Origin of the sequence: Peribacillus sp. NPDC097895, from assembly GCF_050277555.1 — a bacterium.
Taxonomy (GTDB): Bacteria; Bacillota; Bacilli; order Bacillales; family DSM-1321; genus Peribacillus.
On the sequence record NZ_JBNNSH010000001.1, the window covers coordinates 2135211 to 2162169 of the forward strand.

General features: G+C 37.9%; 29 protein-coding genes and 1 other RNA gene. 14 read left to right on the plus strand and 16 right to left on the minus strand.

Going from position 1 to position 26959, the window contains the following annotated elements; all coding sequences use genetic code 11:
• Positions 1-19 precede the first annotated feature (19 nt).
• Positions 20-1351: an oligosaccharide flippase family protein gene (locus ACQKMH_RS10160; RefSeq protein WP_427587261.1), complete on the plus strand. Its 1332-nt coding sequence runs from the start codon at positions 20-22 to the stop codon at positions 1349-1351.
• A gap of 224 nt (positions 1352-1575) precedes the next feature.
• Positions 1576-1767, plus strand: coding sequence for a DUF3934 family protein (locus tag ACQKMH_RS10165; protein WP_427587263.1), 192 nt, complete (start codon positions 1576-1578; stop codon positions 1765-1767).
• Positions 1768-1944: 177 nt separating this feature from the next.
• Here ACQKMH_RS10165 and ACQKMH_RS10170 read toward each other — a convergent pair whose 3' ends face one another.
• The 3 genes from ACQKMH_RS10170 to ACQKMH_RS10180 all read right to left on the minus strand — a co-directional run bounded on the left by ACQKMH_RS10170 (position 1945) and on the right by ACQKMH_RS10180 (position 3472).
• Positions 1945-2313, minus strand: a complete 369-nt coding sequence (locus tag ACQKMH_RS10170) for a DUF948 domain-containing protein (protein ID WP_427587264.1) — start codon at positions 2311-2313, stop codon at positions 1945-1947.
• A 90-nt stretch (positions 2314-2403) separates the two neighbouring features.
• Positions 2404-2793, minus strand: coding sequence for a DUF948 domain-containing protein (locus ACQKMH_RS10175; RefSeq protein WP_427587265.1), 390 nt, complete (start codon positions 2791-2793; stop codon positions 2404-2406).
• 535 nt (positions 2794-3328) lie between these two features.
• Complete coding sequence (locus ACQKMH_RS10180) at positions 3329-3472, minus strand: recombinase family protein (protein ID WP_427587266.1); 144 nt, start codon at positions 3470-3472, stop codon at positions 3329-3331.
• A gap of 187 nt (positions 3473-3659) precedes the next feature.
• On the opposite strand from ACQKMH_RS10180, the gene ACQKMH_RS10185 reads away from it, so the two are divergent.
• The 5 genes from ACQKMH_RS10185 (at position 3660) to ACQKMH_RS10205 (ending at position 6888) form a co-directional block, all read left to right on the plus strand.
• Positions 3660-4082, plus strand: a complete 423-nt coding sequence (locus tag ACQKMH_RS10185) for a DoxX family protein (RefSeq protein ID WP_427587267.1) — start codon at positions 3660-3662, stop codon at positions 4080-4082.
• A gap of 81 nt (positions 4083-4163) precedes the next feature.
• A complete protein-coding gene (locus tag ACQKMH_RS10190) occupies positions 4164-4493 on the plus strand; it encodes an ArsR/SmtB family transcription factor (RefSeq protein WP_427587268.1) in 330 nt (109 codons plus the stop codon).
• On the plus strand, positions 4490-4912 hold the full coding sequence (locus ACQKMH_RS10195; protein WP_427587269.1) for an SRPBCC family protein: 423 nt from the start codon (positions 4490-4492) through the stop codon (positions 4910-4912). Before ACQKMH_RS10190 ends, ACQKMH_RS10195 begins: the two co-directional genes overlap by 4 nt.
• Before the next feature lie 453 nt (positions 4913-5365).
• Positions 5366-5959: a YdeI/OmpD-associated family protein gene (locus ACQKMH_RS10200; protein ID WP_427587270.1), complete on the plus strand. Its 594-nt coding sequence runs from the start codon at positions 5366-5368 to the stop codon at positions 5957-5959.
• A gap of 614 nt (positions 5960-6573) precedes the next feature.
• A complete protein-coding gene (locus ACQKMH_RS10205; protein WP_427587271.1) occupies positions 6574-6888 on the plus strand; it encodes a hypothetical protein in 315 nt (104 codons plus the stop codon).
• Positions 6889-7021: 133 nt separating this feature from the next.
• Here the strand turns inward: ACQKMH_RS10205 and ACQKMH_RS10210 are convergent, their stop codons facing one another.
• Positions 7022-7708 carry a hypothetical protein gene (locus ACQKMH_RS10210; protein WP_427587566.1) on the minus strand — a complete coding sequence of 229 codons (687 nt, stop codon included), beginning with the start codon at positions 7706-7708 and terminating at the stop codon, positions 7022-7024.
• Between the two features lie 277 nt (positions 7709-7985).
• Here ACQKMH_RS10210 and ACQKMH_RS10215 point away from each other — a divergent pair, with 277 nt between their 5' ends.
• Positions 7986-8192 carry a YqaE/Pmp3 family membrane protein gene (locus ACQKMH_RS10215; protein WP_427587568.1) on the plus strand — a complete coding sequence of 69 codons (207 nt, stop codon included), beginning with the start codon at positions 7986-7988 and terminating at the stop codon, positions 8190-8192.
• Between the two features lie 74 nt (positions 8193-8266).
• Here the strand turns inward: ACQKMH_RS10215 and ACQKMH_RS10220 are convergent, their stop codons facing one another.
• The 3 genes from ACQKMH_RS10220 to ACQKMH_RS10230 all read right to left on the minus strand — a co-directional run bounded on the left by ACQKMH_RS10220 (position 8267) and on the right by ACQKMH_RS10230 (position 13065).
• Positions 8267-10837, minus strand: coding sequence for a helicase-related protein (locus tag ACQKMH_RS10220; RefSeq protein ID WP_427587272.1), 2571 nt, complete (start codon positions 10835-10837; stop codon positions 8267-8269).
• 1298 nt (positions 10838-12135) lie between these two features.
• Positions 12136-12315, minus strand: a complete 180-nt coding sequence (locus ACQKMH_RS10225; RefSeq protein ID WP_230156111.1) for a hypothetical protein — start codon at positions 12313-12315, stop codon at positions 12136-12138.
• A complete protein-coding gene (locus tag ACQKMH_RS10230; protein WP_427587273.1) occupies positions 12316-13065 on the minus strand; it encodes a type II toxin-antitoxin system SpoIISA family toxin in 750 nt (249 codons plus the stop codon).
• A 269-nt stretch (positions 13066-13334) separates the two neighbouring features.
• Between ACQKMH_RS10230 and ACQKMH_RS10235 the strand changes: the two genes are divergently transcribed.
• Positions 13335-14420, plus strand: coding sequence for an MBL fold metallo-hydrolase (locus ACQKMH_RS10235; RefSeq protein ID WP_427587274.1), 1086 nt, complete (start codon positions 13335-13337; stop codon positions 14418-14420).
• A 35-nt stretch (positions 14421-14455) separates the two neighbouring features.
• Here the strand turns inward: ACQKMH_RS10235 and ACQKMH_RS10240 are convergent, their stop codons facing one another.
• A complete protein-coding gene (locus tag ACQKMH_RS10240; RefSeq protein ID WP_427587275.1) occupies positions 14456-15409 on the minus strand; it encodes a DMT family transporter in 954 nt (317 codons plus the stop codon).
• A 317-nt stretch (positions 15410-15726) separates the two neighbouring features.
• Here ACQKMH_RS10240 and ACQKMH_RS10245 point away from each other — a divergent pair, with 317 nt between their 5' ends.
• The gene (locus ACQKMH_RS10245; RefSeq protein ID WP_427587276.1) at positions 15727-16053 is read left to right on the plus strand and encodes a YnfA family protein; all 327 of its coding nucleotides are present in this window, start codon (positions 15727-15729) and stop codon (positions 16051-16053) included.
• Between the two features lie 33 nt (positions 16054-16086).
• On the opposite strand, the gene ACQKMH_RS10250 is transcribed toward ACQKMH_RS10245, so the two are convergent.
• The 4 genes from ACQKMH_RS10250 to ssrS form a co-directional block, all read right to left on the minus strand.
• On the minus strand, positions 16087-16488 hold the full coding sequence (locus ACQKMH_RS10250) for a hypothetical protein (RefSeq protein WP_427587277.1): 402 nt from the start codon (positions 16486-16488) through the stop codon (positions 16087-16089).
• A 100-nt stretch (positions 16489-16588) separates the two neighbouring features.
• On the minus strand, positions 16589-16720 hold the full coding sequence (locus ACQKMH_RS10255) for a hypothetical protein (RefSeq protein WP_427587278.1): 132 nt from the start codon (positions 16718-16720) through the stop codon (positions 16589-16591).
• A 373-nt stretch (positions 16721-17093) separates the two neighbouring features.
• A complete protein-coding gene (locus ACQKMH_RS10260) occupies positions 17094-18461 on the minus strand; it encodes an MFS transporter (protein ID WP_427587279.1) in 1368 nt (455 codons plus the stop codon).
• 343 nt (positions 18462-18804) lie between these two features.
• Positions 18805-18992, minus strand: a non-coding RNA gene (gene ssrS, locus ACQKMH_RS10265) — 6S RNA.
• A 295-nt stretch (positions 18993-19287) separates the two neighbouring features.
• Here ssrS and ACQKMH_RS10270 point away from each other — a divergent pair.
• On the plus strand, positions 19288-19494 hold the full coding sequence (locus ACQKMH_RS10270; protein WP_427587280.1) for a twin-arginine translocase TatA/TatE family subunit: 207 nt from the start codon (positions 19288-19290) through the stop codon (positions 19492-19494).
• 321 nt (positions 19495-19815) lie between these two features.
• On the opposite strand, the gene ACQKMH_RS10275 is transcribed toward ACQKMH_RS10270, so the two are convergent.
• Positions 19816-21114, minus strand: coding sequence for a protoglobin domain-containing protein (locus ACQKMH_RS10275; protein WP_427587281.1), 1299 nt, complete (start codon positions 21112-21114; stop codon positions 19816-19818).
• Positions 21115-21865: 751 nt separating this feature from the next.
• Here ACQKMH_RS10275 and ACQKMH_RS10280 point away from each other — a divergent pair.
• On the plus strand, positions 21866-22927 hold the full coding sequence (locus ACQKMH_RS10280) for a DUF3900 domain-containing protein (RefSeq protein ID WP_427587283.1): 1062 nt from the start codon (positions 21866-21868) through the stop codon (positions 22925-22927).
• Between the two features lie 238 nt (positions 22928-23165).
• Here ACQKMH_RS10280 and ACQKMH_RS10285 read toward each other — a convergent pair whose 3' ends face one another.
• From ACQKMH_RS10285 to ACQKMH_RS10295, 3 genes are all read right to left on the minus strand, one after another.
• Positions 23166-23438 carry a hypothetical protein gene (locus tag ACQKMH_RS10285; protein ID WP_427587284.1) on the minus strand — a complete coding sequence of 91 codons (273 nt, stop codon included), beginning with the start codon at positions 23436-23438 and terminating at the stop codon, positions 23166-23168.
• Positions 23439-23744: 306 nt separating this feature from the next.
• Positions 23745-23948: a hypothetical protein gene (locus ACQKMH_RS10290; RefSeq protein ID WP_427587285.1), complete on the minus strand. Its 204-nt coding sequence runs from the start codon at positions 23946-23948 to the stop codon at positions 23745-23747.
• A gap of 307 nt (positions 23949-24255) precedes the next feature.
• Positions 24256-25104, minus strand: coding sequence for a pyridoxamine kinase (locus tag ACQKMH_RS10295; protein WP_427587286.1), 849 nt, complete (start codon positions 25102-25104; stop codon positions 24256-24258).
• 209 nt (positions 25105-25313) lie between these two features.
• Here ACQKMH_RS10295 and ACQKMH_RS10300 point away from each other — a divergent pair, with 209 nt between their 5' ends.
• The gene (locus tag ACQKMH_RS10300) at positions 25314-25853 is read left to right on the plus strand and encodes an ECF transporter S component (protein ID WP_328143829.1); all 540 of its coding nucleotides are present in this window, start codon (positions 25314-25316) and stop codon (positions 25851-25853) included.
• A gap of 420 nt (positions 25854-26273) precedes the next feature.
• On the plus strand, positions 26274-26657 hold the full coding sequence (locus ACQKMH_RS10305) for a hypothetical protein (RefSeq protein WP_427587287.1): 384 nt from the start codon (positions 26274-26276) through the stop codon (positions 26655-26657).
• Positions 26658-26959 lie beyond the last annotated feature (302 nt).

The window sequence follows — 26959 nt, forward strand, 5'->3', positions numbered from 1 at the left end:
TTGTTAGGAGTGGGCCAGCATGAAGTCTTTTTATAAGGGAACGCTCATTTTGATTGTTGCAGCGTTTTTTGGTGAATGCATCGAATTTTTAGTGAACATGATCCTAGCCAGGGAGTTACACGAAGAAGGTATGGGGTTATATATGTCCCTATTGCCTATTTTCTTTTTGATATATGTGATTGCCAGCCTTGAATTACATATTTCCATTTCAAAATTCGTTGCCGAAAATAAGCAGGCATTGCATTATAACCTGATCATTCATGCTCTTAAAATGGCTGCAGTCGTCGTGTTGGTTATGTGTGTAGTCATGCCTTTCATCCTTTCCTTTTCATCGATTATGGACAAATATCATCCTTATATAAAGTGGTTGCTCATCGCCTCAATCCCCATCGTTGCATTTTCGTCGATTGCACGAGGCTATTTCATGGGTGTCCAACAAATGGGGAAGATTGCTTTGTCCAACTTTTTAAAAGATATCATTCAGTTCGGATTGCTTTTCCTACTCTTTAACTTATTTCATTTTAACCAAGAAAAGTCTCTGTTGATGGCCTTTTTTGTTTTGATAGGCAGTGAGTTCCTCGTATTTCTTTACTTGATCAACCTTCTGATCCTTCAAATGCGAATCATGGGACGCGGTATGAACTCACGAACAACTGGTAAACATGCACGACAAACGTTATTGGCCGTTTCGCTGCCGACTATGGGGTTAAGGATCTTTCATGCGATAACAAATGCGATTCAACCTTTTTTGATTCATACAGCCCTTCTTTCAGCAGGATTCGGTGCTGTCGTGGCTACTGAGCATTTTGGGATGCTTACTGGTGTTGCGATGACAATCGGCTTCTTTCCGGCTTTTATCGCGCATTCCCTCATGATCATGCTCATTCCGAATGTATCGAATGCCTACAAGAAGCAGGATAAGGAAAAATTAAGGGTCTTATTGCAAAAATCGATGTCATTTACCGTATTATATGGAGTTCCTGCGGTGTTCTTCATTTATTTCTTTGCGGAACCTTTGACCTCGCTCTTTTTTTCTTCAACATCCGCCGCTTACTATGTAAAATTATTATGTCCCTATTTCCTGTTTCATTTTTTTGTCATTCCCATGCAAGCCTATCTTATCGGCTTAGGTTTAGTGAAAGATGCTTTCATCCATACAGTATGGTCCCATATCGTTTCCTTTTTAATGATGTATATCCTAGGCTCTCAAGCTTCACTTAATATGGGAGGCATCATCTTAGGAATGAATACAGGAGCAGTTTTGCTAACTCTGATGCACTACTTGACCATTTGCAAAAAGATTGGGATAAGCATCTTATTAACGAAATCCAGATCCATATCAATAAAGTGATAGGCAGATGATCCATCGAATTCAAAAGCAGCAAAAACCAGTGCTTTAATTAAGCAAGTATATCTGCAAAATTCCATTCGTTTATGTGTTTCTAAGGATTTATCATAAAAATATTGAGCCTACCCCTGTACATATCACCGTAGTTGCTGTATATTTCAACATACTTGGGTAATAATCAAGTAAAATGGTTTAAACGAACCATACAATAGTAATGGAGTGATTTCATGAGTAAAGCTAAGGCTAAGAGTGGGACAGGTAAGGGTACCGGCACAGGAACGGGCAAGAAGGGCTGGAATCGTTGGAAAACGGGTGCCAACAAGAAAAAAAGCGCCAAGCCATATGTAAGTAAAGGCGTCAAACATTCCAATGACTCCAAGTCAGCGGGCCAACCTGCAGGTGACAAGACTGAAAAATAATTGGTTCGAATAAATCCACACAAGACATATGTTCCATATTCTCATACAGGGAGTTAAGATATCTGTATGAGAGAAATGGGTCTAATTTTGATATATAACCGGGTTAAATAGCTATACATATTAGTAAAAAGACACTCCCCATCCAGGTAGTGTCTTTCATGTTGAATTCTGTTCTTTTTACCTGATTTGGCCCTTCGGATTGATTGGATTGATTTTTTTCGGAGGAAAATCCGTGCGAAACCCGTTAGTAGTAGCTTTTTTAACAGAGTTTGTAACTGAATGTATCGCTTCTCCAACATCCTGCGCGGAATCCAAAAGCGGTTCCACCGTTTTCATTTTAGATTTAACATCATCAGTGATTTCGTTTGCTGTTTGCAATAGTTGTTTCGATTCGTCAGATAGATCGTGGATGGCATTTCTCACTTCAACCAATGTTTGATTGGCTTCTCCTATCGTAACCATTCCCTTTTGAAGTGTACTGATCAAAAAAACAACCAACCAAATGAACGCTAAAGCGATTGCAGCCACACTATATTCGATAATCATGATAACGCTCCCCTCTATAGTAAATGTAAAAGCGTTTAATCAAATATGTTAGTGGATCCCGGGGTGTCTTGTTTTTTTATGTGGCTCGTACTATTTTATTTTTATTTGTACGTCCTCAGCTTTTGCTTGAGTTGAAGAAACTGTCGGAGTGGACAGAAGATCTTTCGTATTAACCAAACTGGCTTCTTTCATGGAATTGGTTACATTATGAATCATTTCCCCAACATCTTGAGCGGATTCCAGCAAGGGATCGACATTTTCCATCTTGCCTTTTACATCCGCCGTTATTTGATTAGCAGAGTGGATCAATTGTTTGGACTCATGCGTCAATCCATGAACGGCATTCCTTACCTCTGCAAGTGTCTTATTTGTTTCCTCGAGCGTACCCATTCCTTTACGCAGCGTCTGGTTGACATTATATATCAAATACACAACGGCTCCAGAAACACTTGCCACACTTAATTTAATGAACATGTGCATTTATCCACTCCCCTCATCTAAATTTATGCTAGTATCCTTTTATTCATTCCCTAAAGTCCAAGCTTGTCCGGTCACTTTTGGAGAACTGAATTTACATATTCGAATATGCTTTCTTTGTCTTTTTTTCTATCGGTTAGATAAATCAGTTAAATACGGGTAAAGTCAACATTTTAACGAAAAATATGATAATGTACGATCCGATAATCCTTACTCTAAGGGTAAATCGGCTAGATGTGTTGATTAGGATAAGTGGTCTGGTTTTTCTTCTAATTTCTTATTAGCGAGCGGAGAAAATTAAGTATTGGTTCCTTGATCATAGTTAAAATTATACTCTCCTAAAAAGTTAAAATGTTCCTAACCCAACGGAGAGTGTGTTTTGATCATTTCATCGTCAGTTTTTTGTATTCAATAGTTTTTGATAAATAAACGGTATTCCAAATGCACTAATTCCTGAAAAGTTTCAATTAATTAAATGAAGTGTTTTGCGGAACGTGAAATACGATCTAATTTAGGTCTTCTTTTGTACTACCTTCAATCATTCATCTAGTTGCGTTCGTTCCTTTTTTACACCGGACACCTTATCTTGAAATATTTTTTCACACCCGAATTTTATAAGTGCTTCTAATTGTAAATCCAGGTTTTGATCTTGTGTCGATACCCGTCCATATCCAAAGATCATGATTCATTTCCCCTGTTAATATTTGAATTCAAATAATCATTAGAATAAAAAGGAAGTTAATTGACAGGACACCATTTGGTGTTGTATTATCAAAGTAACACCAAATGGTGTCCAATTAGGAGGTAGCCTTTTGGAAAGTTTGGAACCCGAATAAGTTTCACTTCAATCAATTATGAGAAGGAAACAAATGAGTAAAATTATCGTTACGGAAACAACCGCGAAAGTAGAAGCCCAGCCCCGAGGAAAAATGATTGCTTATTGGTCAGTCACATTACTACTCGCAGTATCTGTTATGTTAAGTGGTATCGGGCAACTTATGCAATATGGGGGAAACATCGAGTTAGTGACGAATCTTGGTTACCCATTATACGTCTTGACCATTCTCGGGACTTGGAAAGTGCTTGGAGCCATCGCTCTCGTCTTGCCAGGTTTTCCTCGGCTTAAAGAATGGGTTCACTCTGGTATCTTCTTTTTAATGACTGGTGCGGCTTTATCTCATGCGTATGTTAACGATAATGGTGATTTCGGGTTTTCTATTATCCTTCCGGTTTTATATGCTGCACTAAATATCGCCTCGTGGGCGCTACGTCCGAAGAGCCGCAAACTTTAGGAAGTTGGTGAAACTAACGTAAGACCCCTCGTACCATCCATAGATCTCTACAATAGAAAATCATATTTTGGAGGGAGTGTTGTGAGTGAGAACAACAGATTACGTGATGTGTTTGACGCGATTGCAGATCCAACTAGGCGCCGACTGATTCGTCTGTTAGCAGAGGCAGAGGAAATGCCGCTTCATGAATTAGCGGCACAGTTTCAAATGGGCCGTACAGGGGTAGCCAAGCATTTGACAATCCTTAAAGAGGCCGGACTTGTATTTGACAGAAAAGTCGGCAGAGAAACGCGATTTAGGCTAAATGCCTATCCACTCAGAGAAATTCAAGATTGGGTGGCTGATTACAGTAAGTTCTGGAGTACGAATATGTTGCGTTTGAAGCAACTTTTAGAGGAGGAAGAAGAATGAGTTTAACATTATCATTGGATTTTCAGTACACGACATCGATTGAGAAGCTTTGGTCCGCCTTAACCGATTCAAGCAAGCTTGCCAAGTGGGTGGTCAACATCCACAGCGGTCAGGCAATGGAAAATGATTTTAAACCCGTCATAGGACACCGTTTTCAATTTCGCACTCCACCGACCGAATATTGGGATGGAATTGTTGACGGCGAAGTGCTTATCGTGGATGAACCAAACCGGTTGTCCTATACGTGGGCCAGTGGAGGAGAGCAGCACACGATCATCTGGACGCTTCAGGATTTAGGCGACGGAAAGGTTAACCTTCATCTTGAACAAACCGGATTCTCCAATGCTCAAGCCCTCAATGGAGCCAAGTATGGCTGGAGTAAGTGGTGCGGCGAGCTTGAAAAGGTGTTGGAACAATAACCGCATTCGGTACTAACTATCCCCTCCCTCCAAGCTAAAATAGTGGAGAAATTTAATTTCAGACAAATTGAAAACCTTCCATTTGAAGCAAACTAGACTTAATACTCTAATGGAAGGTTTTGTCATGATTTTAAGTGAGTTGTGGCGACTGTGATAGCCAGCCAGATGGAATGAAATTGCAGGATATTGTGATGATTACTGGCTGACCACCAATCCTACCGAGCACTAATAAGGCCATAAACCGAAAAATCACTACATCCTTTTAAAGGCCAAATGATTGAATGTGCCAAGTTAAGATCAAAAGATTATTTAGATTGAATTGATTTCAAAGTTATTGATACAACAAAATATGATGACTTAATGGGACTAGGCAATGATGTCAATTGTGGAGAAATTAAGAATGCTCATTCTTGCCTGTCAGCTTATCGAAAAATTGAAGAGGAGAGTTCCTTGATGACAAATAGTAGAATGAATCCTAAGGTCGATGAATTTTTAAGTAAAGCTAAAAATTGGAAGGAAGAATATGAGAAGTTGAGGAATATCGTTCTTGACTGTGAGCTGACCGAAGAATTTAAGTGGATGCATCCTTGTTACACGTTTGAGAAAAAAAACATAGTTTTAATACATGGATTTAAAGAATATTGTGCGCTTTTGTTTCACAAAGGTGCCTTGTTACAGGATGCCAATGGGATTCTAATCCAACAAACGGAGAATGTACAGTCGGCGCGCCAGATTCGGTTCACCAATGTTCAAGAAATAGTTGAAATGGAAACCATCTTGAAAGCCTATATACATGAAGCCATTGAAGTTGAAAAAGCCGGTTTAGAAGTGGAATTTAAGAAGACAACAGACTTCATAATTCCTGAAGAATTTCAAAATAAATTAGATGAAATCCCTGCCTTGAAGAATGCTTTTGAAGCATTGACGCCGGGACGGCAAAGAGCATACATTCGTTATTTTTCTGAGCCCAAACAATCCAAAACTCGAGTATCAAGAGTTGAAAAGTATATTCAGGAAATTCTCAATGGAAAGGGATTAAATGATTGATTCATTGCATTCCTTTTGATATTCACAGACTGGCTAACCTTATGGCTTGCAGTAATCAGTGATACAGGTGCTGCCTTACTGGTCATACTAAATAGCATACATGAGGTTACTGCGTATAAAAGATAAAAAGTGAGCTGCTTCTCCCTCCTCCAATAGGTGAGTCAGCTCACTTTTTTATTTGAGTAAACTTTTTGAGATTCCTATGTAAAACAAGCAGACTTATTCAAAAGGAGTTAAAACAATTTATGAAGAATTATTAGTAAGAGCAAAAGTGAGTTTTCTACTCCAGGAGAAATAATCGGGCAGAGGGGTGTTTTTTATCGCTAGGGCATCGTGATAATGGCTCATAATTTCTTGAAAACGGCCTCTTTTTTTACTTCCATTCTCCCCCCTTGTTTACCTATTTATTGATTCCAATAAAATTGTGAGTGACGATTATTATGTATATTCTGGCGAGGTATTCGCTAAAATTATTATTATTCAGTTTATTCGTTTCTTTCCTTTTCAGAAACGGTTATAAGCCGTTTCTGCCTTTAATATTTTTAAAAAAATACAAAAATAAATATACAAACCCGTCCTTTTAGGCACACTACTATTAAAAACAGGAGGATACTATGACACCTCGTAATGTTCCAGTTAAAGATGAAATGAAAGAGAAAGAAGCACCTGCTTCGCCTGTTAAGGAAAGTGAAATAGCCCTACTTAACCGATTGTTAGGAGCGGTCATGAGATATTTATCAGATGATGAGCAAGAAGAAATTGATATAGAATATCTTCTTGAAAATACCGAGGGTTTACGGGATTGGTGGAACAACTATAGGGAACTTGATCGAAAAAGGGTCGAAGAAGAAATAAAAAATTCCCTGACCGATTTATCTTTGGAAGAACTTGAAACCATCCGCGAACAAATCCGTCATAAGGAAGTATAAAAAAACCTGCATAGGATTAACTTGGCCATACAGGATCCGGAATTTATAGCAGAACATTTTATTGAAACATCATGCCGTTAAAGCAGCAGGACCTTCATAAAACCAATTGAATGATTCATCCTAAGGATCCCGGTTAAATTCCGTTAATTGAGAGCTTTAATTCTAGTTGGTCGACCATGGAATCAACTAACGCATGCAATGGATGCACTATCGCCTGACCGGTCAGACACTCATACGTATTCGCTGCTTTAACCATTGAAAGTTGCGCTACCGAAAGCTGTTTTTTTTCTCGATTAAATTGGAGTAGGAAATTCACGATTTCCTGGTTATATTTTTCATCCAATCCCTGCATAATCAAGTCAAAGGTATTGTCGATGATGATAATTTCAACATCAACACCCACATCCCCATTTTTTTTTGCATGGGCATGCAAACGTTTAATTGTTCCTTCAACTGTAGCAGGGTTCGTGAATAGGAGGACTTGCGGTTGCTGCAACTGACAAATTAGTTCAAAATATGGTTCATCGATTTTAATAATAGGCTGAGATAAAGATAGTTGTTCTTCGTTTAATAAAGCGATATAGTTTGTACAGGTTATCAGGATGGCATCCACTTTACATTCGGCAATCCATTCAATTTGTTCTTTAACCCTTTTTTGAGCATCCGAATACATAAACTTCTCATCTAATCCCACTCGCTGCATCAATCCTGGGTCTACAAAATGAAGCCATTCAATATCGAATTTGGAGAACGCTTTTTCTATGTATTCTACATTTGAATAATGAGCATGCAAACAGCCTATCCTTTTTCTCATGAACATCCCGCTTTCACCAGACAGATTTCTAATCATTCTAACACACAAGACAGCATTCCTTTGTTTTTTCTAATGCCATTTACCTCCTGCTTTAATCGGAGGCACAGATATCCATCATGCTTGTTGGGAATGAATCGGGCACCCGAGCATATATTTATCAAGCAAATGGCATCATCTTAAAAATGAAACTGCTGGACGAAACCAATGAAGAGAATGTATCTTGTCAAAAAGAAATGATCATGTTAAGTCATGTGAAAATCCGTATATTTGGAGAGTGTTTCTTATTCTATATTTAATCGCGATTCTTTTTCCGCCATTAGCCGTATTGTTAGCGGGTAAACCCATTCAGGCTGTGTTTAATTTAATCCTCACCCTATTTTTCTATGTCCCTGGTTTAATTCATGCCATCTTAGTGGTGCATGATAAGAAAGCTGATAAGCGAATGAAGCAGCAAGCTGCACTAATTGCTAAATCGAAACGAAATGAATAAGCTTATCTATACAACCATACTTCAACCCGAATCCGTACACTGAAGGTGCCCGTTTTTCGGGTTGTTCAATCGGTTTAATTGTATCTGTGCGTCTTCCTATGCCCTCTATGGTAACAAGCATCACATATATGAAAACGAGAGTCATCTGGCAGCTTTTTTCCACAGCGCTTGCATTTTTTTTGATAATTCAGCATTTCATCTTTTAATTGATCATGAACGCCATCACTGATTTCTTCACGAATACGCTCCCAATAAACAGCTTCAGTCCTCTTGCCCATCCGATATAAAAATAATAAATGAAGGCCTATCGCTTTATAAGAAAGTTCCAATTCCTCAAGATTTCTAGTCTTGATGATCGGTTCAGGAAGATCACTGCTTTCGGCTATCGCCTCGACCGTTTCCAGCCATTGCCTGATGAGACTTGGTTCTTTGGCTGAAAAAGGGATATGCAGGAAACCATATAAATCCATTAAGGAAAAACGCGCTTCGATTTCGGTATCACGTATTAGCTCGTAAAGCTCCCTTTCTTCCGAGAGTGCAGCTTTTTTCGTGCCTTTAGGCGGCTCAAACCTCTCCCACATTTCGAAAAATGTTCCTAAGTTTCGGTAATACTTTTGAAATCGTTCGAATACTGCAGAAGTTGGTGCGATCGTAAAGGTTTGAACTGGCTCATCTACTTGTTCCAGCAACTTATTCATGATTTTAATCTCTGCTGTGAATGCAACCTTACCCGTGTCATAAATACCTTTTCTCCCCGCTCGACCTGCGATTTGTTTAACTTCTTGTGAAGTCAATCTTCTTCTTCGTGTCCCGTCGAATTTTTCATTTTCAAGAAAGACAATGCGGCGGATTGGCAAGTTCAATCCCATTCCTATCGCATCTGTGGCAACGACCACTGATGTTTCACCGCGATTGAACAACTCTATTTGCCGTTTTCTATTTTCGGGAGGCATACTGCCGTATATCATGCTGACATTATGTCCACTCTCTTTTAGGCGGGACGCCGTTTCCAATACCTGCCTTCTTGAAAAGCAAATGAGTGCATCCCCTTTTTTGGTATACTTCAACCCAAATTCCTTTTGTTCTACTTCAAGCGGTATTTCCCGTCTGTATTCGTGAAGTTCCAGATCTGCTTCATTCAAAAGGTTCAGAAGCATCACTTTGATATTCTTGCTCCCGATAATGTGTACTTCTTTTGCATTTGCTTGCGTGATTGCCCGAAACCACGAAAAGCCTCGATCTTTATCTGCAATCATTTGGGCTTCATCTATAACGATTACTTCATGGTAGTCTTTTTCATGAAACATCTCAACGGTACTAGAGATGTGATTCGCTCCCTCTACCGCCTTTTCTTCTTCACCGGTCTTTAATGAACAAGGAACTCCATCCGCATTTAACTTGTCATACACTTCCAGTGCCAGCAGTCTGAGGGGAGCCAAATACAAGCCGCTTTCCGCTCCTTTCATTTTTCGTAGGGCCTGATGCGTCTTACCGGTATTTGTCTCCCCGATATGCAATACATATCTAACTTTTTTCCCTAAGGATGGAGTATAGGCCTTTCCTATAATGTCATCGATCATCCTTTGCTCTTCTGCCTGCTTCTTGGCTAGTTCTGCCAATGCTTCAGCTTTTCTTCTTTCTCTGTTCGCCTCGTCCTTTTCAAATATTTCCTCGTGCAATGTTTCATTAAAAGGAATTCCCTCAAGTTTCAGTAAATCAGAAACGTATTCTTCTTGAAGTTCGTCAAAACAGGCCTGGGACAAATCAGCCAATTCATCCCGCAAAATACCCTGCAGGACTTCAACTGTCAACCTCTCCCCATATGACTCCAAAAAATCATGATGAAGTGCAGCAGGTAATTGGTTCAAGTAATTTTCAGGGGCAATTTTTACAATGAAATCCGATATTAACCTCTCATACCGATAGAAGTAATTTTCATATTCATAACGGTTCCTTCCCCAATCGAATAACGAATGGATATCGCCTGTCAACTCTTCAAAAAAATCAGTGACCATTAGATATTCAGTTGCTTGAAATCCCCCTTCTTCAACTAGTTTCTCTTCAAGCAAGTATGGATCGACGTATTGGAATTTAGGTTTATTATGAAGATCAGCTGCCAAAATCCCGGCAATATAATGCCTGACATGTAAATATAAAAGCAGTGAGCGTTCTTCAAAAAATGCATTAGCTCCTTCATGAAGTCTTTCTCGTATCTTCCACCGTTTCTTAGCTCTAAGCTGTTCTTCTTGTCGTTTAAAGAAGTTTTCCCTTGCCTTTTTATATCTCTTCTCCCAATCATCTTTATTTTCAGCAAAGCATTCGTTCATCCACGATAAAGCATTAAAGGGGCGGTACTTCCTTAATTCATTGCGGAACATACTATTGATCAGTTTGTGATCTGAACCTTCCGTTACAAAACCCCTTTCGCTTAGAAAAAGCTTTTTTTCCTTTCTGGGCACATCGTTTGATGCTTTATTTAACCAAACATTTATCCAAATTTGCTCAATGAAAGGCATCCTGTCGGATATATATGTTGCATATGAAGGCAATGTCTCTTGATTCTCTAAATAAAAATCCATATCCTGGATGATTTTTTCCTTTGTATTCTCTATAGCAATAGGGTATATACTTTCTAATTTTCCCATAATGATCCCCTTTTGAATGATCCTGTATGTACGTAAGTCTTACCTTTTATTCTCTCCAAAACATTTTTTTCAATGAGCACGTTACATTCGTTATCTCTATATAATTAAGACGGCTCATTAATTATGATAAGGAGCCGAAACCGCCAATCAGCTGTACCTTAGGCCGCGGCTTTAGTAAATGTAAAATTAGACAAGTTGTTTTAGGTAAGATACTCTTGCCATTTCATGTACCGCGTATATTACATGAGAACTAGACTGTTTGCTGATTCAAAGTAAATGATTGATCGTGATGAAAGTGACTGCTCATTCCATTCTTCCTTTTTGAACGATGAATGATTAAGAAAAATGAGATTTAAAACATTACACGATCTCGATAATCCAACAATGGAATCAATCCACCCTCTTATTTGAGTTTAGTGGAAATCCGGACAACTGTCACGGTATTGGCTTGGAGTCAATCATTATTCCAAATTTGAAAGAACATGCTTTGACTAGTGACAACCCTATAACGAAATTTTTTTTATAAGGTTCTTGAAATCATTGGTACATGATGTTTATTCGAGAAATACGGTTTAATTCATTGGAGCTTTGACAGTTCAAACGATCGTGCTTGGAAATGAGATATCAGGAGTCCTTTTGTCACGTCTTTACAATGGGAACTTCATTTATAATTATTTGAAATATTCCTTTGGATGTGGAGACGCCGTTCTTAATGCGGCTGAATGACTTTTACATCCTTTACAAGTAGGCAGTCATGTCAGACGTATCGGTGGTGATGTATTCATTGTATTATTTCATTCATCGCAATGTGAGTAATTAATGAAAAGCACGAAGGAAAACGCTGAATGATTATTATTCATCCACCATGCCCAATCTTAATAAGGGAAATGATTATTTCGTTTCTATCAGAGATAACTTTTATCCTAATAAAATGAAGGCCCTCATGAAAAGAACCGATCGTACAATGATATGGCAAAAGAGCTTGGTCGCAATAATATTCATACTTCGCAAATTGCGATTTTCAAAAAAAAAACCGTTCTCCATTGAGAGACCGGCTTTCCTTTATCTTAAAAAAATCCAACGTTTTGCTTTCAACCTTTGCAGAAGCCTAAGCAGATCAGCATTTTCCTTATGTATCCGTTTCTCGGATGGTGAAGCCGAGGGGGCCGGGATGTTCACTCTCTCGGGTTTTTTGTTCATATTCTAAAAAGACCCTTCCTATACTGTAGTTTTGAATAGTATATGCGGGTTCTTCTCTAAATATCATTCAGGCAAAGGAAAAACCTCTGCCCGGACCCTTATAACACATTTTTTAACATGCTGAAGCGTGCAGTTTTTTCTTTTTGTTTCAGGATAATGCGTTCATTCTGTTTCATTACTTTTTTAGTATGGGGGCTTAACCCTACATCTGGTATCTTTACCTGTGGTTTGATTACGGCAACTGAAACTTCACTTCCGGCTTTATCATAAATGCTCATTTAATCTTCACCACCTGGATTTTGTTTTATGACCATATCGAACATCATGATCAATAATGCTATTAATAAACAATCGACTTCTGAAACGAAGCTTTCTGATTTAACGTCAAGTATATAAGGTTCCATCAAAATACTTACAGGCTGAAGAGCCATTTTTTCTTCATCATTATAATACGTATCTTCTCTTTCCAATGTAGCACGAATGGTACTGCCATTCAAGTTCGGATGCCCATTTATCACCAATTGCTTGTCCTGTTCCGTTTTGAAAGAAAGAATTTTCACGTTCATCCCTTCCTTGGCTGCATATGCTTGAAGGAGAATGCTCAAATAAGCCAAGTATTCCTTATTCGTTTGATAAAACTCAGGAATCCCTTCTTTCTTCAATAGGTGAAACATATTCTTGACCTTTTCCCTATTGTCCGTTAATAGTTTGTCACTTTCCGCTACCGCTTTAGTTGCATAGGATAATTCATTGTCGCCGATTTTGGATATATACATGCTCAAGAACACAAACATATCAATCAGGATGAATACAATGGCCATAATCAAAAAGTTTTTCCACTCGTTGAAAATACTCATCGGATAGAAATTCCAGTAAATCAGTGCTCCTAGTATAAAAATGACATACCAGGTTTTTCGAATCGCTTCAATCTTTTTACTCACCCTGTCTTTATATTTCCAAGAAAGAATGACATAGGCCAATAAAGCAAAAAATACTACCCATACAAAGACTCTGAAAAACGTTAACAATCGTATTATCACCTTACCCCTCATACGCCGGTTACATAACTTATCACTATCTATATATTATTCATTATATATACCTCTTTCCCCTGCTTACGTAGTGTGAAACTTATACACTGGTCTTAGGAGTTTTCACTCGCTTGAAGAACACTTCCCATTTTTACCATCTCGGAGCCACCGCAAATATTTATGGGAGTTTGCAGTAAATAACCTTACCTTTTCTGTGATATGATAAGTTAACAAAAAGGTCTGATTCATATTGGAGGAACATATTCATGCTGAAAATTTTAAAAATCCTCATTTCTTTTTTTATTTTATTGTTACTTTTCCTTAAGCTCTATCCACCACTTGGGAGACGAACCTCCAAAGAAAAAGCGAAAAGTTTCAATGAGATAGAGCATTTTTCCAATGGGAAATTCCTCAATCTGATCCCTGCCAGTCAAGCGATGAGTCTTACACATACTGGTTCCATATTACGGGATTACATAAAAGGCAATCCAAGAAGGAGGCCTGACCACCCAATCGCAATGGGTACAAAAAGACCTGCATCTGTGAATTCCAATAATGTCACCTGGTTTGGTCATTCTGCATTCATGTTGGAATTAGATGGGAAAACAATTTTAGTGGATCCAATGTTTGGTAAAGCGCCCACTCCATTTCCTTGGTTTGGGAACAAGCGGTTTAGCGGGGAGCTTCCTATTGATTTGGATAGTCTGCCTCCTATCGATGCCGTTTTACTCTCACATGACCACTACGATCATTTGGATTATTTCTCTATTAAGAAATTAAAAGATAAGGTCGGTTCGTTCATAGTACCGCTCGGTGTCGGAGGACATCTTGAGAGATGGGGTGTAAAAAAAGAGCTGATTTCTGAACATAATTGGTGGGATGAAGTTACATTCAAAGATTTGCAATTAGTTTGTACACCTGCAAGACATTTTTCCGGAAGAAGTTTACGTGATGGCAATTCTACGCTTTGGTGCTCTTGGGTAATTAATGGCAATGAAGAAAAGGTATTTTTCAGCGGCGATAGTGGATATGGCAGCCATTTTAAAGAAATCGGCGAAAAATACGGTCCTTTTGATTTAACATTAATGGAATGCGGTCAATATGATGAGCGCTGGTCCACTATCCATATGATGCCTGAGGAAACGGTACAAGCGCACATCGATGTACAAGGAAAACTGATGATTCCCATTCATTGGGCTGGATTCACATTGTCTTTTCACGACTGGACAGATCCAATAGAACGGGTAACAAAAGCAGCAAATGAACTTGATGTCCAGGTCAGTACCCCACAACTAGGCGAACCAGTAATGATTGGGACAAAAGACTTCCCGCGAACAATCTGGTGGAAATAAAAAAGGTCCGTCCTCAAAGGATGGACCTTTTTTATTCATTTCACACTTTGCTCCCCTTTATATTCAAGATTCACTTTTATGGAATGTTCTTTCTTCCTTCCAAAATAATTCGTGCCTACAACACCTAAAATGATCAGTATGGACCCGGCTATATCATAGATTGTTATCTTTTCATTCAGAAAGAAAGCTCCTGCAGCAATCGTTACTACCGTGGAAAGATTTGCAAAAACACTCATTTGTGACGCTTTGATTTTTGATAAAATCGTATTCGATAATAACGATGTGACCAATGAAGCCAATATTCCCAAATACAATATGGAGCTGATGAATTCCATGCTCGACAATGGTGAAAAGAACTTCAGCATCGTTCCTTGCTTTATATGGGAAACCAGTGCAGCCACATTAAAAATGACAAAGCCTGTTCCCATCATGAAAAAGGACATTTCACCTGCTGTATAGTCCTTGGCAAGTGAGCGTGTCATCGTTGTATAACATGCCGTTGCGATACAGGATAACAGGATCAGCACCATACCAAGCATGTCGGAAAAATTGATTGTGCTCCCTTTCACCACAAAAATAAAAATGACCCCCACCACCGACAAAACAATCGAAAGCTTTTGATATAAAGTTGTTTTTTCCTTCAAGAAATATCCAGCTATCATCAAGGTTAGAATCGGTGTGACGGCAGATAAAATCCCTGCATCGGTTGATTGCGAGTACTTAAGTCCAAAAGTTTGAAAAGCAAAGAAAAAAGTTGGGAATAACAATGAAAGCGGAACCAGGTTTTTAACTGACTCCCAGCTATAATTCACCTTAATGACTTTTGCAGCGACAAGTATTAAAATGATGACGAAAGAAACGGAGAATCGAAACGCCAAAGTATCCATCGGATTCGATTCAGCAATGGCCATTTTCGTGAATAAGAAAGATAGACCGACAATACTTGAATGAAGTATGGCCAACATGTATGCAAATGTTCGCGATTTCATGGATGCAACTCCTCAACTAGATTACTATCGTTTATTTTTAGGTATAATACCCATCGTAACTGAATTGCAATCCAAGTTAGAGCTAAAAGATAATAATGCCTTAATCCGTTTAAAAGCTAAGATCTTTCTAGATGAATATGCGGGCTATAGAGTCCCTTTGAAAGTCCATCTAACTATCTTTTATAGAAGGATTATGCACATACTTTACAGGAGATGCTCCCATTCTGAAATATGGATTATTTTTAATAACACTGCCAAGCATGATCATTTTCCGTTTCAATATGTTAAATTTCAACGAGAAAGCGAGGTATACATATATGTTTGTTTCTACCATTATTTTCCTTTTGGCGGGTCTCGCCGAAATTGGCGGAGGATACCTTATTTGGCTTTGGTTAAGGGAAGGAAAATCCATTTATCTAGGTTTAGTCGGAGGTTTCGGGTTGGTGTTATACGGCATCATTGCAACTTTCCAAACGTTCCCTACTTTTGGACGTGTATATGCTGCATATGGCGGGGTTTTCATTGTTTTATCGGTTTTATGGGGATGGGGCATCGATAAGAAAACCCCTGATTTATATGATTGGATTGGAGCTGTTATATGCTTAGTCGGGGTTTCAGTCATTATTTGGGGTCCTAGACAGTAAAAAAATCTCCCTTTGTTGTTTGGACAATTTTCATTAATACATTTTCAGACAGTGATTCAGCCTCAATATACATAATATCAACTTCTCTTCCTGCCTGATTGCGGTCATATTGCTGAAATTATCCTGAATGAACCAAATCACTGCTGTAATGATGCAAGGAATGGCAAAAGCTAAAAAATTGCCTTGCAATGACAACTTCCTATCAAGCAGCACTCTACACAAAGTGGGAGCGAGTATTCCGCCATTTCTGCCGACACCCAATGCCCAGCCGACACCTGTAGAACGGATATCATTCGGATAATACAGGAAAACATATGCATTCGTTACGATTTGTGTACCTGTTGTCGTATCTCCTGCAATGCCAATCAGTACATAAAGCATGATCATGCTTAGCTTCAGGCTCAGCACCGTAAGGGTAATGAATCCAATGATCAAAAAAGTAACCAGAATCTCTTGGAACCATATCTGTCTGCAAGCCTCCCTCTAACGATAAAAAAGCCCTCTTATCAAAGAGGGCTTTCAACGAGTATAAGGATCAAGCTTCCAATGCTTCTTTCCGCTTTCTTTTCTTTGATTCAGTTATTAGATCAAAACCAAGGTAAAGGATGATGGCTCCGCCTAGCAATTTAATATATAACGGAATGTCCGCTACAAAGAAATAAATCATAGAGTATAAAACCCCTATAATGCATGACCAAAAAATAAAATGTTTTAAAATTTTCAAAGTAATGACTCCTCTCAAAAGATGAGATTAATTTCTAGTTCGCTCCATTTCAAGGAGGAATTAATTTATCCGTACCATCATTCTAACATTATTCATAATAAAATGGAGTGATACGCATACCGAAGTTATGAACATTTAAGCAATTTTTCGCGTGTATTTCATAATTGAAACGATTTTTTATTCAATCCGTTTGTAGTCAACTTTCGTAATTTCTGCTGAGAACGATAGGATGAAAGCCGCAGGAATGCCGTCTAAAACAAATATGCATGAAATGACAGCAAGGATAACCTTGCAAGACATTTCATGCATTTGATTTTTATAATACATTCACTTTATTGGATTCTATCCCTATTTCTTCATCTGTTTCCGCATGACCATTTTTATAATAAGCCATTTTCACTGGAACGAATGATAAAGCGATAGCCGCAATAAGACCTGGAATAGCGAAGGCAATGAAATTCAATTGGATGGGCAGCGTGATGGACAGTAAAAATCCGCCAAGGAGGGGTCCAAGCATACCGCCAATCCTTCCGATCCCAGATGCCACTCCTAGTGCCGTCGATCTAATGTTTGGTGGATAGTACTGGGATACATAGGCTTGGACAAGGTTTTGGGCGCCAATGGTACAGGCTCCCGCAATCGCCACCAACGTGTAAATCACAAAAGAACTTCCGCCCATTCCCAATAGTGTCAAGCTGACTGCCCCTAGCGCATACATCGGCACGAGCATTTTTTTAGATCCATATCGATCACATAGTTTAGCGATGATCAGCGTACCTACGATTGCTCCCCCTTGAAGAACGATCAAGAAACCTAAGCTTGAATTCAGCGCATACCCTGCCTCGATCATTAGCTTTGGAAGCCATGTATTCAAACCATATACCATCAATAGGCACATGAAAAAGGCAATCCAGAACATCAACGTGCTTAGAGCGCGAGAGTCCTTAAATAATCCAACAATCGGCATACTCGTATCTGTTTTTTTCACTTCTACAATTTCATCTTTAATGTCGAAGTTGCTCTCCGGACTGACCTTGGATAATATTCCGATTAACTCCTCTTTTCTGTTAATTCTGATCAAATGCGTCGAAGCCTCTGGTAAGCGCTTCATCATGAAGGGTAAAAATAATAATGGTATTCCCGCAAACCAAAATATTGACTCCCATCCTAGTGTTGGCATAAGCAGAATACCGAGTATCGGGGCAAGCATCCCCCCAAATGAATAACCACATAAAACGATCGAAACGACCATGCTCCGCATCGTTTTCGGTGCATAATCCGTCAATAACGCAATGACGTTCGGCATGATACCCCCTAGCCCCAATCCCGCCAAAAATCGGAAAGTAGAAAACGTTGTGGGCGTATTCGCAAATCCACATAATAGTGTAAATAAACTAAATAAAATCAGTGAAATCGCAATAACGTTTTTTCTGCCAATCCGATCTGCTAAGGTACCAAAGAAGATGGCCCCGAACATCATTCCAAATAGACCGTAGCTGCCCATAGCCCCCGCTTCCACCGAAGTAAGGTTCCACTCCTCCGTCAATACTGGGACGACCGTTCCGTAAACGACAAGGTCATACCCATCGAAAAGGATAATTATGAAACACCATGCCAGCAACCCAAAATGAAAGCGGTTAAATTTACTGTTACTAATAACCTCGGTTGTGTTAATCCTAGCCATAAAATTTTCTCCTCTCAAGGTGACTGCAGTAATTCCATCCAAATGATAGCGCTTACGAAAATCCTAAAAAAAGATAATCTCCCACTCTTATTTTATATAAATAGTGAACTAAGTTATCTATTTATTATTATAATGGGCAATTATCTGATATTTCAACAAAAACTTTCAAAATATTTTCATAAATCATGGAGCCCTAAAAATATCCCGTATGAAAGATATACTGCATTCAGGATTATTACATGGAATCATGATTTTCGATAACATTCATTTTTTTTCTATATATACATTCCTTAAAAACAACAAAAAACCAATCCCTTATCGGAATTGGTTTCTAATTCTAAATATGTAAGCCGCCATTGCCGTATTCAAGTAAGAAAGTTTTAAACCACCACTCCTCAAAGTGGGTGTTTGCAGAAACAATCCTGTTGTCCAAGTCAGTGACGAGGCATAACATTCCTGCTTCAATGTAAAACTCCCTATTACAGCTTAAAGGTTAAAACTTAATTATCATTACGAACAACGCAGCTTGTATAGTTATAATACCTAACTTCCTTCAATCTTGCAAGTTTTTTTTCATGTTACACCATAAGCTTGTTGAGGGAATACGGAGAATCTCCCTATCAAATGGTGCAATCCAATCGTGTGGTTTCCTGCAAGTGCTCCCTTTCTCTCCCTAAATCAATGTACAAAATTAGCTAGTAGAGATCCTCTTAAACAGAAGTATAATTTCAGCTGTTAAACCTTACAATAAATAGTAAATAACATTTGCAAATACTTGTCAGGAGTCTATAATATGAACTAACAGATTTGATTGGAGTGACTAGTTATGCTTTCAAACATTGGTTTTCCCGGTTTAATTTTAATCCTTCTTTTAGCTTTAGTCGTTTTTGGACCGAATAAGCTTCCACAAATCGGACGCGCAGTCGGCAACTCGCTTAGGGAGTTTAAGGATGCAACCAAGGGAATAACAGAAGAAATTCAAGAGGAATTCAAGGATGACGTTCAAGCGGCAAGAAAAGAATCGATAAAATAAAACATGAAAAAGACGCCTGCACGCAGCAGGCGTCTTTGATGCGTTTGAGGCGTAGAACCGTCAGGCCACATCCCGACGTTTAGCTAAAAGCATGTTCTTCGACTTACTCAAATTAGCTCATCGCTTTATTAATATAACATTTCCACTTTATTATTTCAAGAGAATTATTAAAATGGTTGATTTCGACATCACTTCTCAAATTGCAAGGCCCTATTTAAAAAGAGCTTGGTTTTGTTCTAAAAACTTTTTTGGGGATTTTTTAACAAAATATTCTATCGAGTTGTTTAATAAAATATTAAATATCACGAAACCCCTTTTAACTTACAAGTTCATCGTCGTTTGAGTCAGTTGATCCGAGGAAATGGCCACTTGATTGAATGCTTCGTTAATTTCATCGAATATATCATTCAGTTCTGTCATTTCTTTGGTGATTTTTATATTCTGCTCTTTTACTGAAAGCATGGCATTTGCTATATCGGTAAAAAATATGCCCGTTTCTTTTCCTTGTTGCGTTCCTTTAGTAATCTCCCCGGTAATCACAGAGATTGATGAATTCATGACATTGGTAAAATGAGCAATGCCACTAACCAGTTTCACTACTTCTGAAACTGATTCCTTGGTATTTTCTGAAAGCTTTCTAACCTCTCCGGCAACAACCGCAAAGCCTTTACCATTTTCTCCCGCTCTCGCCGCTTCAATCGCTGCGTTCAATGCCAACAAATTGGTTTGATCTGCAATTGATGTGATAATCGTGACGATTCGCTCAATTTCCTTTGAGGTCTTGGCCAGCTGTTCCATATCCTTGGAAATGATCGTCATTTGTTCCTGCGTTTTAACCAATCTCTTCTCTAACCCTTGTAATAGCTTTACTCCTTCTATTGATTTCCCCTCTGCAACTATGGCAATCTCTGACCCCTTTTGAGTAAAGTCGTGAATTTCTACTACCTTATTCGCCATTAATTGAGTGGATGAACTTGTTTCATGACTGATTGCTGCCAGCTCTTCTGCATTATGATTCACCTGCAGTTTAATCGTTTCTTTTTCTTCTAAGTTTTTTTGACGAATCCTTTCATTTTCAAGCTCATACGCCTCTAAAACTATTTGCTGCTCCAAATTGAAAATTTTTGTGACGGCCAGAATGTGATTCTGATATTGCTCAATATCCTTTATATTGGAAATCACATGAATGATTATTGATTGCAGTAAATCTTGAAAAGCACTCATATACCATTTTGGCTGCAGTCCAATTCGCACATGGACATGTGCGATAACGTAACGCTGTTTAATATACGCATCATTAATGGTTCCGCTAAACATTTCGAACATATGACGGTGCAACGTCTTTTTCAACCTGTCAACGGAACTGTTATCTGAAATGATTTTCATTAACGAGGATTCATTTTCTAGATTTTTATAAAAATTATCAACGATTTGGGTTAAATGTTCTTTTACTTTGTCTTGCAAAGAACGAATGATACATAAATCCCCAAGCGTTAAATGGATCATATCGACTTGAATTAATACACTCGGATATTCCGTGATGTTTATCCCGACTTGTTCCTTAAATTGCATGTAGTCTATTAAATCTATATTTTTTTTATTTCTCCATATACTTTTCATTATTGAAATGCCCTCCAATTTTTCTATCCATATATAATATTTCGACATACTACCTGTTAATCTTAATCTAATTTGATAAATTTTCCTCTAATGCAGATGATTTCACACAATAGTTATGAACCATATATGCTCAAACAAAAAACAACACTCCTGAGAAGTGTTTGAGTTTGTTGACAAAAGGGGGTTCCTATCCAAATGTTAAAACAAAGTTGATGAAACGGAAGGTACGAGACTCCTGCGGGAATACGCGTCCAAGGGAGACCCCGCAGGCGCCGAGGGCGGACCGCCCGCGGAAAGCGAGTGCCTGGAGTGGAATTCAACCGTCAAATTGTCATAGCCTAAAAAAACTGTACACAAACTCAATTATTACCGAGTTTGTCTTTAGTCTGAATCAACCCTCACTTTAATAACGACCATTCTGTTATTGATTCTATTCATTTATTTCGTACCTCTAGAGATCAATGAGTTCATTGTCATTACATTCAAAAACGCAGGCATTGACTATTCCATTTGATACTTTGGCATCTTTCCCATACGTTCAATAGATTCGATTTGGTGAGTTTTGAAAATTTCTAACCCTATTTACAATGAATATTTATTTTTCTATTTTTATTATTACGAAATAATAAACCAATATTTATCTAATCCTTGACACACCAATAGTTTGACGGAATCAAAGTACATCTCTATACTTATTAAGTCTTAAAAAAAGTACGGGAAATATGCTAAATAATTAGAGAAGGTGACATTCATGGATTTTACGATTGACTATCTGTCTTTTTATTTAATTCAAGTCGAAGGAAAAGGCGAACAGGCCGATAAGCGATTTAAACATTTTCAAACTCTAGATGCTGTAGAATACGAAGAAAGTCCTCTAAAGGATTTTTTGGATGGGGAATTGATGAAGATTTCCAAAAGAAAAGTGGACCGTCATCCAAAAACGGAACAAATACCGACGAAAATCGGTTCTTTTATTGTCGAAGAAGGACATGCACTTGATTCCAACCCTAATTACAATGTATTTAACCGTGTTCGCTATGCTAAATCGAAAGAAGAGTTCCAGCAGGAAAATGAACAATTCACAAGGTCTTATATTGACACAAGTGCCGTCCGTGGCGGTGTATTCCTCATTGCATCAGCAAAATTAACAAAGTATTTTGATGAGCCATTCGTATTCTTGTTAAAATGTGATTTCGAACCAAAGGTTGCTTCCATCTCGGATGAACGAACTTTGATCAGGCACGTTGAAATGGCAATCACCACAAAAAATATGAAATCGATTCAATACCCCTACATGCCCGAAGAAGGAATGGTCGAAGAAGGCGAGCTGAAAATCCACCAGGCCTCACATGCACGCTACTTCGAGGACTTCTTGAAATTCGTCGAATATGGCGAATCGATGCCAGAAATCATGAAAAACCAGGTCATCCACATGGTCCATGAACATGTATCCGCTCAATTCGAAGAAAACAGTGACGAACTGCACAAATTCGAACAGGACCTGGAAATCTGGGAAACCAGTGATAAACGAGAAATCCAAGAACGTCTTGAAACCCACCAAGTCGTCGAAGCCACTGCCCAGATTGTCGAGCATACACCTGAAGCTGAATTACGAATGAAGCTTGGGAGTACATCTATCAAAGGACTTCTAGCCGATTTTGGGGAAAGTATTCATTTAGGGAAGATTAATGGGAAGTATGTATTAATGATAGAAGCTGACACAATAGAATTCGATAAAGGCGTTTCCCCAATTGAATTTCATAGGCCGGATGATTTACAAGTACTAATTGAAAAAATCATAAATAAAAGTTGATGATAACCCGAGTTTTGTGAGCAAAAATGTGAGCAGTATGTGATCAATTTTAGACCTTAAAATACTATTAATACTCTTAAATCTAACTACTAACTTTTGTTAGTAGTTTCTCCAGTTTGTTTATTTTTTCTAAGTCCTATTTTCAATTAAGAAGTTAAATATATTTTTTAGAAATGCATGCTTATCATGAGCCTAAGTAAATACTGCTACTTAGGCTCTTTTCTTATAGAACTTGTTTTCATACAACTTCACGTTCTGGTATTCCAAAGTTATAAATTTCCCCTTGCCTGCCACGTTTAGGAAGATTCTTTTGCATTTTCTCATAAGATGTTAGCTTCCTCATTGTAGCGAATAACACTTCCACCGTGACTTTTGCAACTTCTTTATTACCTTTCCTATCGTATTTATCAAGTTGCTTCTTTAACTCGGTAATCTCTAACTCAGTGGCTGTGATAATTTCTTGGAGGACATCATTGGCGAGAGTAATGGAAGGAAGATATCTGTTATTCATTAGTTGATCACCCTGTATTCACAGATGTAGTCAACTGGAGAATCATAAGAAAAGTGTTCTTCATGCCATTGAACCACACCCTCTGATGTTTCTACGTTGTATGTAAACACTTCGCCAGATCCAGCTACATAATCGTGAAGGTCGTCAATAGTAGCAAGTTTGTATTACTGAAGAAAACCACCAATAGCAATTACTGGTGGTCTTTTGTATAAACAGGAAATTTATTGTAAAAAATATTATTATCACTAGCTTTTCTTTCTTTATTAATTCCCCTTAACTGAGCTGAGGTATATTCCTTAGCTTTTTTCATTCCTCTTCAAGCCAAGGTTTATCGTTAAGTTTACCCTTTTTTAATAGTTCATAATATAGGTGAGTGAATGCTTTAGCCATTAATTCCATATTAGGCTCATTAGCATAAGTAATTTTACAAGGCGGTCTATCTTCTTTATTTGTTTTTGCACTCCATGGAATTTTTACGTTTTTTAATTCTAAGCAACCTAATTGACGCATTTTCTTTATAATTTCTGATCTATCCTTATCAGGAAATAGAGCTTCTAATTCCTCGATTGTAGATAATATTGTTTTTTCTTCAAGTAATTTTTCTTAATCTTTGTAAAGGTCTATGGAAGTTAAATATTTTCAAACTTTAACGAACATAAATACTGGCTGTTGTGAGGTAAATAGAAAGTTTCCTTATTATTTAAGTGATTTTTTACAATATTCGGCAAAATATAAGTACTATTTGATTTATACAAAAAGCTCGGTTAGTCAAAAAGCCGAGCTTTTGTTACTCTATTTTTTCCATTTTTTACAGCATTCATAATAACATTCGTAAATATTTTTCGAAGTTAACTCCTTCTACTTTAGAAATTTGCTCCAAGGAGGAATCATTGATAGCCTCAGTCAGGAATGCCACTGCGAGCTGTACGGATTTTTCTAGGTTCTCTCCACGCATCATGCTTCCCATAATCACAGATGCAAATAAATCACCAGTACCTGAATAGCTTTCACCGTTATACTGCGTCGCACTATAAAAGGTTCTACTTCCGTCCAAATACATATTTCCGATAAACTGCTTCTCTGAATCTGCTGACGGTGGATTCATTCCAGTGATGATAACCTGAGCTCCCGTTTCTTGCTGCAACATATTCCCTGCTTCTTCTATCGCTTTAATATAGTCCTCTTCGTTAGAATAGCTATGCAGCTTTTCATAAGACAATCCAGTTAATAAACAGCACTCTGTAACATTTGGTGTAATGACATCTGCACGCTTCACCAGTTCTCTCATAAGTACCAGTAATTCATCGGTAAAAAGTTTATAGACTTCTCCTATATCCCCCATTACTGGATCAACAAGTAAAATGGTTTCTTTTGTATAAAATTTATCTAAAAAATGGAAAATATTATAAATTTGCTCTTCACCAGTAACGAAGCCGGTATAGATTCCATCAAAAGTTACATTAAGCTTGCTCCATTCTTCTATGAAGTATTTCATTTTGGATGTAAAATCTTCACAAAAAAAACTTGGATATCCGGTTTGCGCAGTCAATATCGCCGTTGGTAAAGGGCATGCCTGCACGCCCATGACCGAAAGAACCGGAATTGCAGCTGTTAATGAACATTTTCCAAAAGATGATAAATCCTGTAGTACAGCAACTTTTTTCATAATAACCTCCATATGGCCTATCCACTTTAAACTTTATTTATCTTATCATAAATCAGCTAAAAACAGTCATCTCCTCTCTCTTTTCAATACGTATAATATCTGTATTTTTTATCAACTGACCTCATAGTTTTTTAATAAATTGACACTTTTATAGACACCAGTCTTTTGCTAAAATCATAGGAAAATTCTAGTTAGGAAGGTATACAGATATGCAAAATACACAAAGTTATTCAAGGTCAAGTCAAAAAACTATGGATTTAATTATTACCGCAATGTTGATTGCACTTGTGTTCCTATCTACTTTCTTTTTGAATATTAAACTGCCAATTGCCGCAAATGGAGGGTTAGTTCATCTAGGAACAGCTATGCTTTTTATTGCATCTATTTTATTTGGTCCTAAAAAAGCAGCTCTTGCTGGTGCGATAGGAATGGGGTTATTTGATATAGTTGGAGGGTGGACATTGTGGGCACCTATCACCATTGTGGCGCGTGGTTTGCAAGGATATATAGTTGGTAAAATCGCTTGGTCAAAGGGTCGCAACGGTACTAGCATTGCTTTCAATGTAATAGCAACAATCGTTTCCATTCCATTTATGATAGCTGTTTATTATATTGGTGAAGGGATTCTATACGGTAATTGGATTGCACCTTTAGCTTCGATACCTGGAGATCTCGTTCAAAATATATTAGGAATTATCGTTGCCGTTCCAGTTTGTGTGGCTTTGAAAAAGGTTCATTATTTTAAGTAAATTCGCTATAAAGGTAAACGTCAAGTAGCCCCCAAATACTACATGGATGGTGTATTTCGGGACTAGGTTTTGTTTGCTTCCCTTTTTATCGGTACTCTGCATGCAGAGGGTAAACTAGATGACCACGACAAGACTTTATCTATTTCTTTTTTTCATTCTTAAGTCTTTTAACGTGAGCTCTCATTTTATCTAATTCCTTTTGGTTCAGCTCAAACACAAAACGACATCAGTGAGGAAGAAAACGGTTATGTTTTTGATGAAAGTTTCACTCAAGAGCAAATTGATAAAATAATAGCTAACGTAGAAAGTGAAGAGTTACAGGAACAGGCTGAAGAAGGAAATCTTTCACAGCCATATATAGACGATAGTGGAACATTTATTAAATTTGATGATGTAAAGGCTCTAGAAGATGGATTGCCGTTGGAACTTGTGCAGAAGACTAAAGAAGATTATGATAATGCTAATGCGTATTTAGCGAAACAACAACCCAAATTCTCTATTAAAGCAAAAGCAAAATGTGGGGGAACAAACAAATTTGTAGGTAATATTGTAGCTGGTACAGTATACGTTGATTCTTGTAAAACAAACAAAATTATTGCCATTATTGCTGGAGGAGGCGGAGCTAGTTCTCTTGTTGGATTACTTCCAGGTGGAGCAGCAATAGCTATTGTTGCAGTTGCAATATACACTATTGGTGGAGCGGTTATTTCTTACAATGCTGCAGATGGCAATGGAATCAAAATCAAGATTTTAAAAAATCCAATCACAGGCAAGGTTTATCCATACTGGGTAAAACCACAATAAATAATGAAAATGGTGATTGAAAAGTGAAGGTATTAAAATCTCTGTTAGTGTTGATGGCCGTAGCATGCATAACATTGAGTGCTTACACATACTTCAACCCGAATCAAATATCAACTCAGTCTTTATTTTTTATCACACCAGTTATCTTGTTGATATTATTAATGATGTTGGTACTCCAAAGACCAAAAAGTAAATAAAACTGCAACAAGTAATTATCACTCTCCTAGACTTTCTAGGGATTTAATGGTCTTTTTAAAGTCTCTATTAAGTTACTTTTCTAGAAAAATGCATTTTTAAAGGAG

What these genes read in the sequence shown, in the direction of transcription:
- ACQKMH_RS10185 (WP_427587267.1), top strand. Translation starts at nt 3,660, where the DNA reads ATGAGTAAAATTATCGTTACGGAAACAACCGCGAAAGTAGAAGCCCAG.
- ACQKMH_RS10170 (WP_427587264.1), bottom strand. Translation starts at nt 2,313, where the DNA reads ATGATTATCGAATATAGTGTGGCTGCAATCGCTTTAGCGTTCATTTGG.
- ACQKMH_RS10180 (WP_427587266.1), bottom strand. Translation starts at nt 3,472, where the DNA reads ATGATCTTTGGATATGGACGGGTATCGACACAAGATCAAAACCTGGAT.
- ACQKMH_RS10245 (WP_427587276.1), top strand. Translation starts at nt 15,727, where the DNA reads ATGTTTGTTTCTACCATTATTTTCCTTTTGGCGGGTCTCGCCGAAATT.
- ACQKMH_RS10165 (WP_427587263.1), top strand. Translation starts at nt 1,576, where the DNA reads ATGAGTAAAGCTAAGGCTAAGAGTGGGACAGGTAAGGGTACCGGCACA.
- ACQKMH_RS10200 (WP_427587270.1), top strand. Translation starts at nt 5,366, where the DNA reads ATGACAAATAGTAGAATGAATCCTAAGGTCGATGAATTTTTAAGTAAA.
- ACQKMH_RS10275 (WP_427587281.1), bottom strand. Translation starts at nt 21,114, where the DNA reads ATGAAAAGTATATGGAGAAATAAAAAAAATATAGATTTAATAGACTAC.
- ACQKMH_RS10210 (WP_427587566.1), bottom strand. Translation starts at nt 7,708, where the DNA reads ATGTTCATGAGAAAAAGGATAGGCTGTTTGCATGCTCATTATTCAAAT.
- ACQKMH_RS10160 (WP_427587261.1), top strand. Translation starts at nt 20, where the DNA reads ATGAAGTCTTTTTATAAGGGAACGCTCATTTTGATTGTTGCAGCGTTT.
- ACQKMH_RS10220 (WP_427587272.1), bottom strand. Translation starts at nt 10,837, where the DNA reads ATGGGAAAATTAGAAAGTATATACCCTATTGCTATAGAGAATACAAAG.
- ACQKMH_RS10260 (WP_427587279.1), bottom strand. Translation starts at nt 18,461, where the DNA reads ATGGCTAGGATTAACACAACCGAGGTTATTAGTAACAGTAAATTTAAC.
- ACQKMH_RS10255 (WP_427587278.1), bottom strand. Translation starts at nt 16,720, where the DNA reads ATGATTTATTTCTTTGTAGCGGACATTCCGTTATATATTAAATTGCTA.
- ACQKMH_RS10195 (WP_427587269.1), top strand. Translation starts at nt 4,490, where the DNA reads ATGAGTTTAACATTATCATTGGATTTTCAGTACACGACATCGATTGAG.
- ACQKMH_RS10280 (WP_427587283.1), top strand. Translation starts at nt 21,866, where the DNA reads ATGGATTTTACGATTGACTATCTGTCTTTTTATTTAATTCAAGTCGAA.
- ACQKMH_RS10290 (WP_427587285.1), bottom strand. Translation starts at nt 23,948, where the DNA reads ATGCGTCAATTAGGTTGCTTAGAATTAAAAAACGTAAAAATTCCATGG.
- ACQKMH_RS10295 (WP_427587286.1), bottom strand. Translation starts at nt 25,104, where the DNA reads ATGAAAAAAGTTGCTGTACTACAGGATTTATCATCTTTTGGAAAATGT.
- ACQKMH_RS10225 (WP_230156111.1), bottom strand. Translation starts at nt 12,315, where the DNA reads ATGAGCATTTATGATAAAGCCGGAAGTGAAGTTTCAGTTGCCGTAATC.
- ACQKMH_RS10175 (WP_427587265.1), bottom strand. Translation starts at nt 2,793, where the DNA reads ATGCACATGTTCATTAAATTAAGTGTGGCAAGTGTTTCTGGAGCCGTT.
- ACQKMH_RS10235 (WP_427587274.1), top strand. Translation starts at nt 13,335, where the DNA reads ATGCTGAAAATTTTAAAAATCCTCATTTCTTTTTTTATTTTATTGTTA.
- ACQKMH_RS10300 (WP_328143829.1), top strand. Translation starts at nt 25,314, where the DNA reads ATGCAAAATACACAAAGTTATTCAAGGTCAAGTCAAAAAACTATGGAT.
- ACQKMH_RS10240 (WP_427587275.1), bottom strand. Translation starts at nt 15,409, where the DNA reads ATGAAATCGCGAACATTTGCATACATGTTGGCCATACTTCATTCAAGT.
- ACQKMH_RS10285 (WP_427587284.1), bottom strand. Translation starts at nt 23,438, where the DNA reads ATGAATAACAGATATCTTCCTTCCATTACTCTCGCCAATGATGTCCTC.
- ACQKMH_RS10270 (WP_427587280.1), top strand. Translation starts at nt 19,288, where the DNA reads ATGCTTTCAAACATTGGTTTTCCCGGTTTAATTTTAATCCTTCTTTTA.
- ACQKMH_RS10205 (WP_427587271.1), top strand. Translation starts at nt 6,574, where the DNA reads ATGACACCTCGTAATGTTCCAGTTAAAGATGAAATGAAAGAGAAAGAA.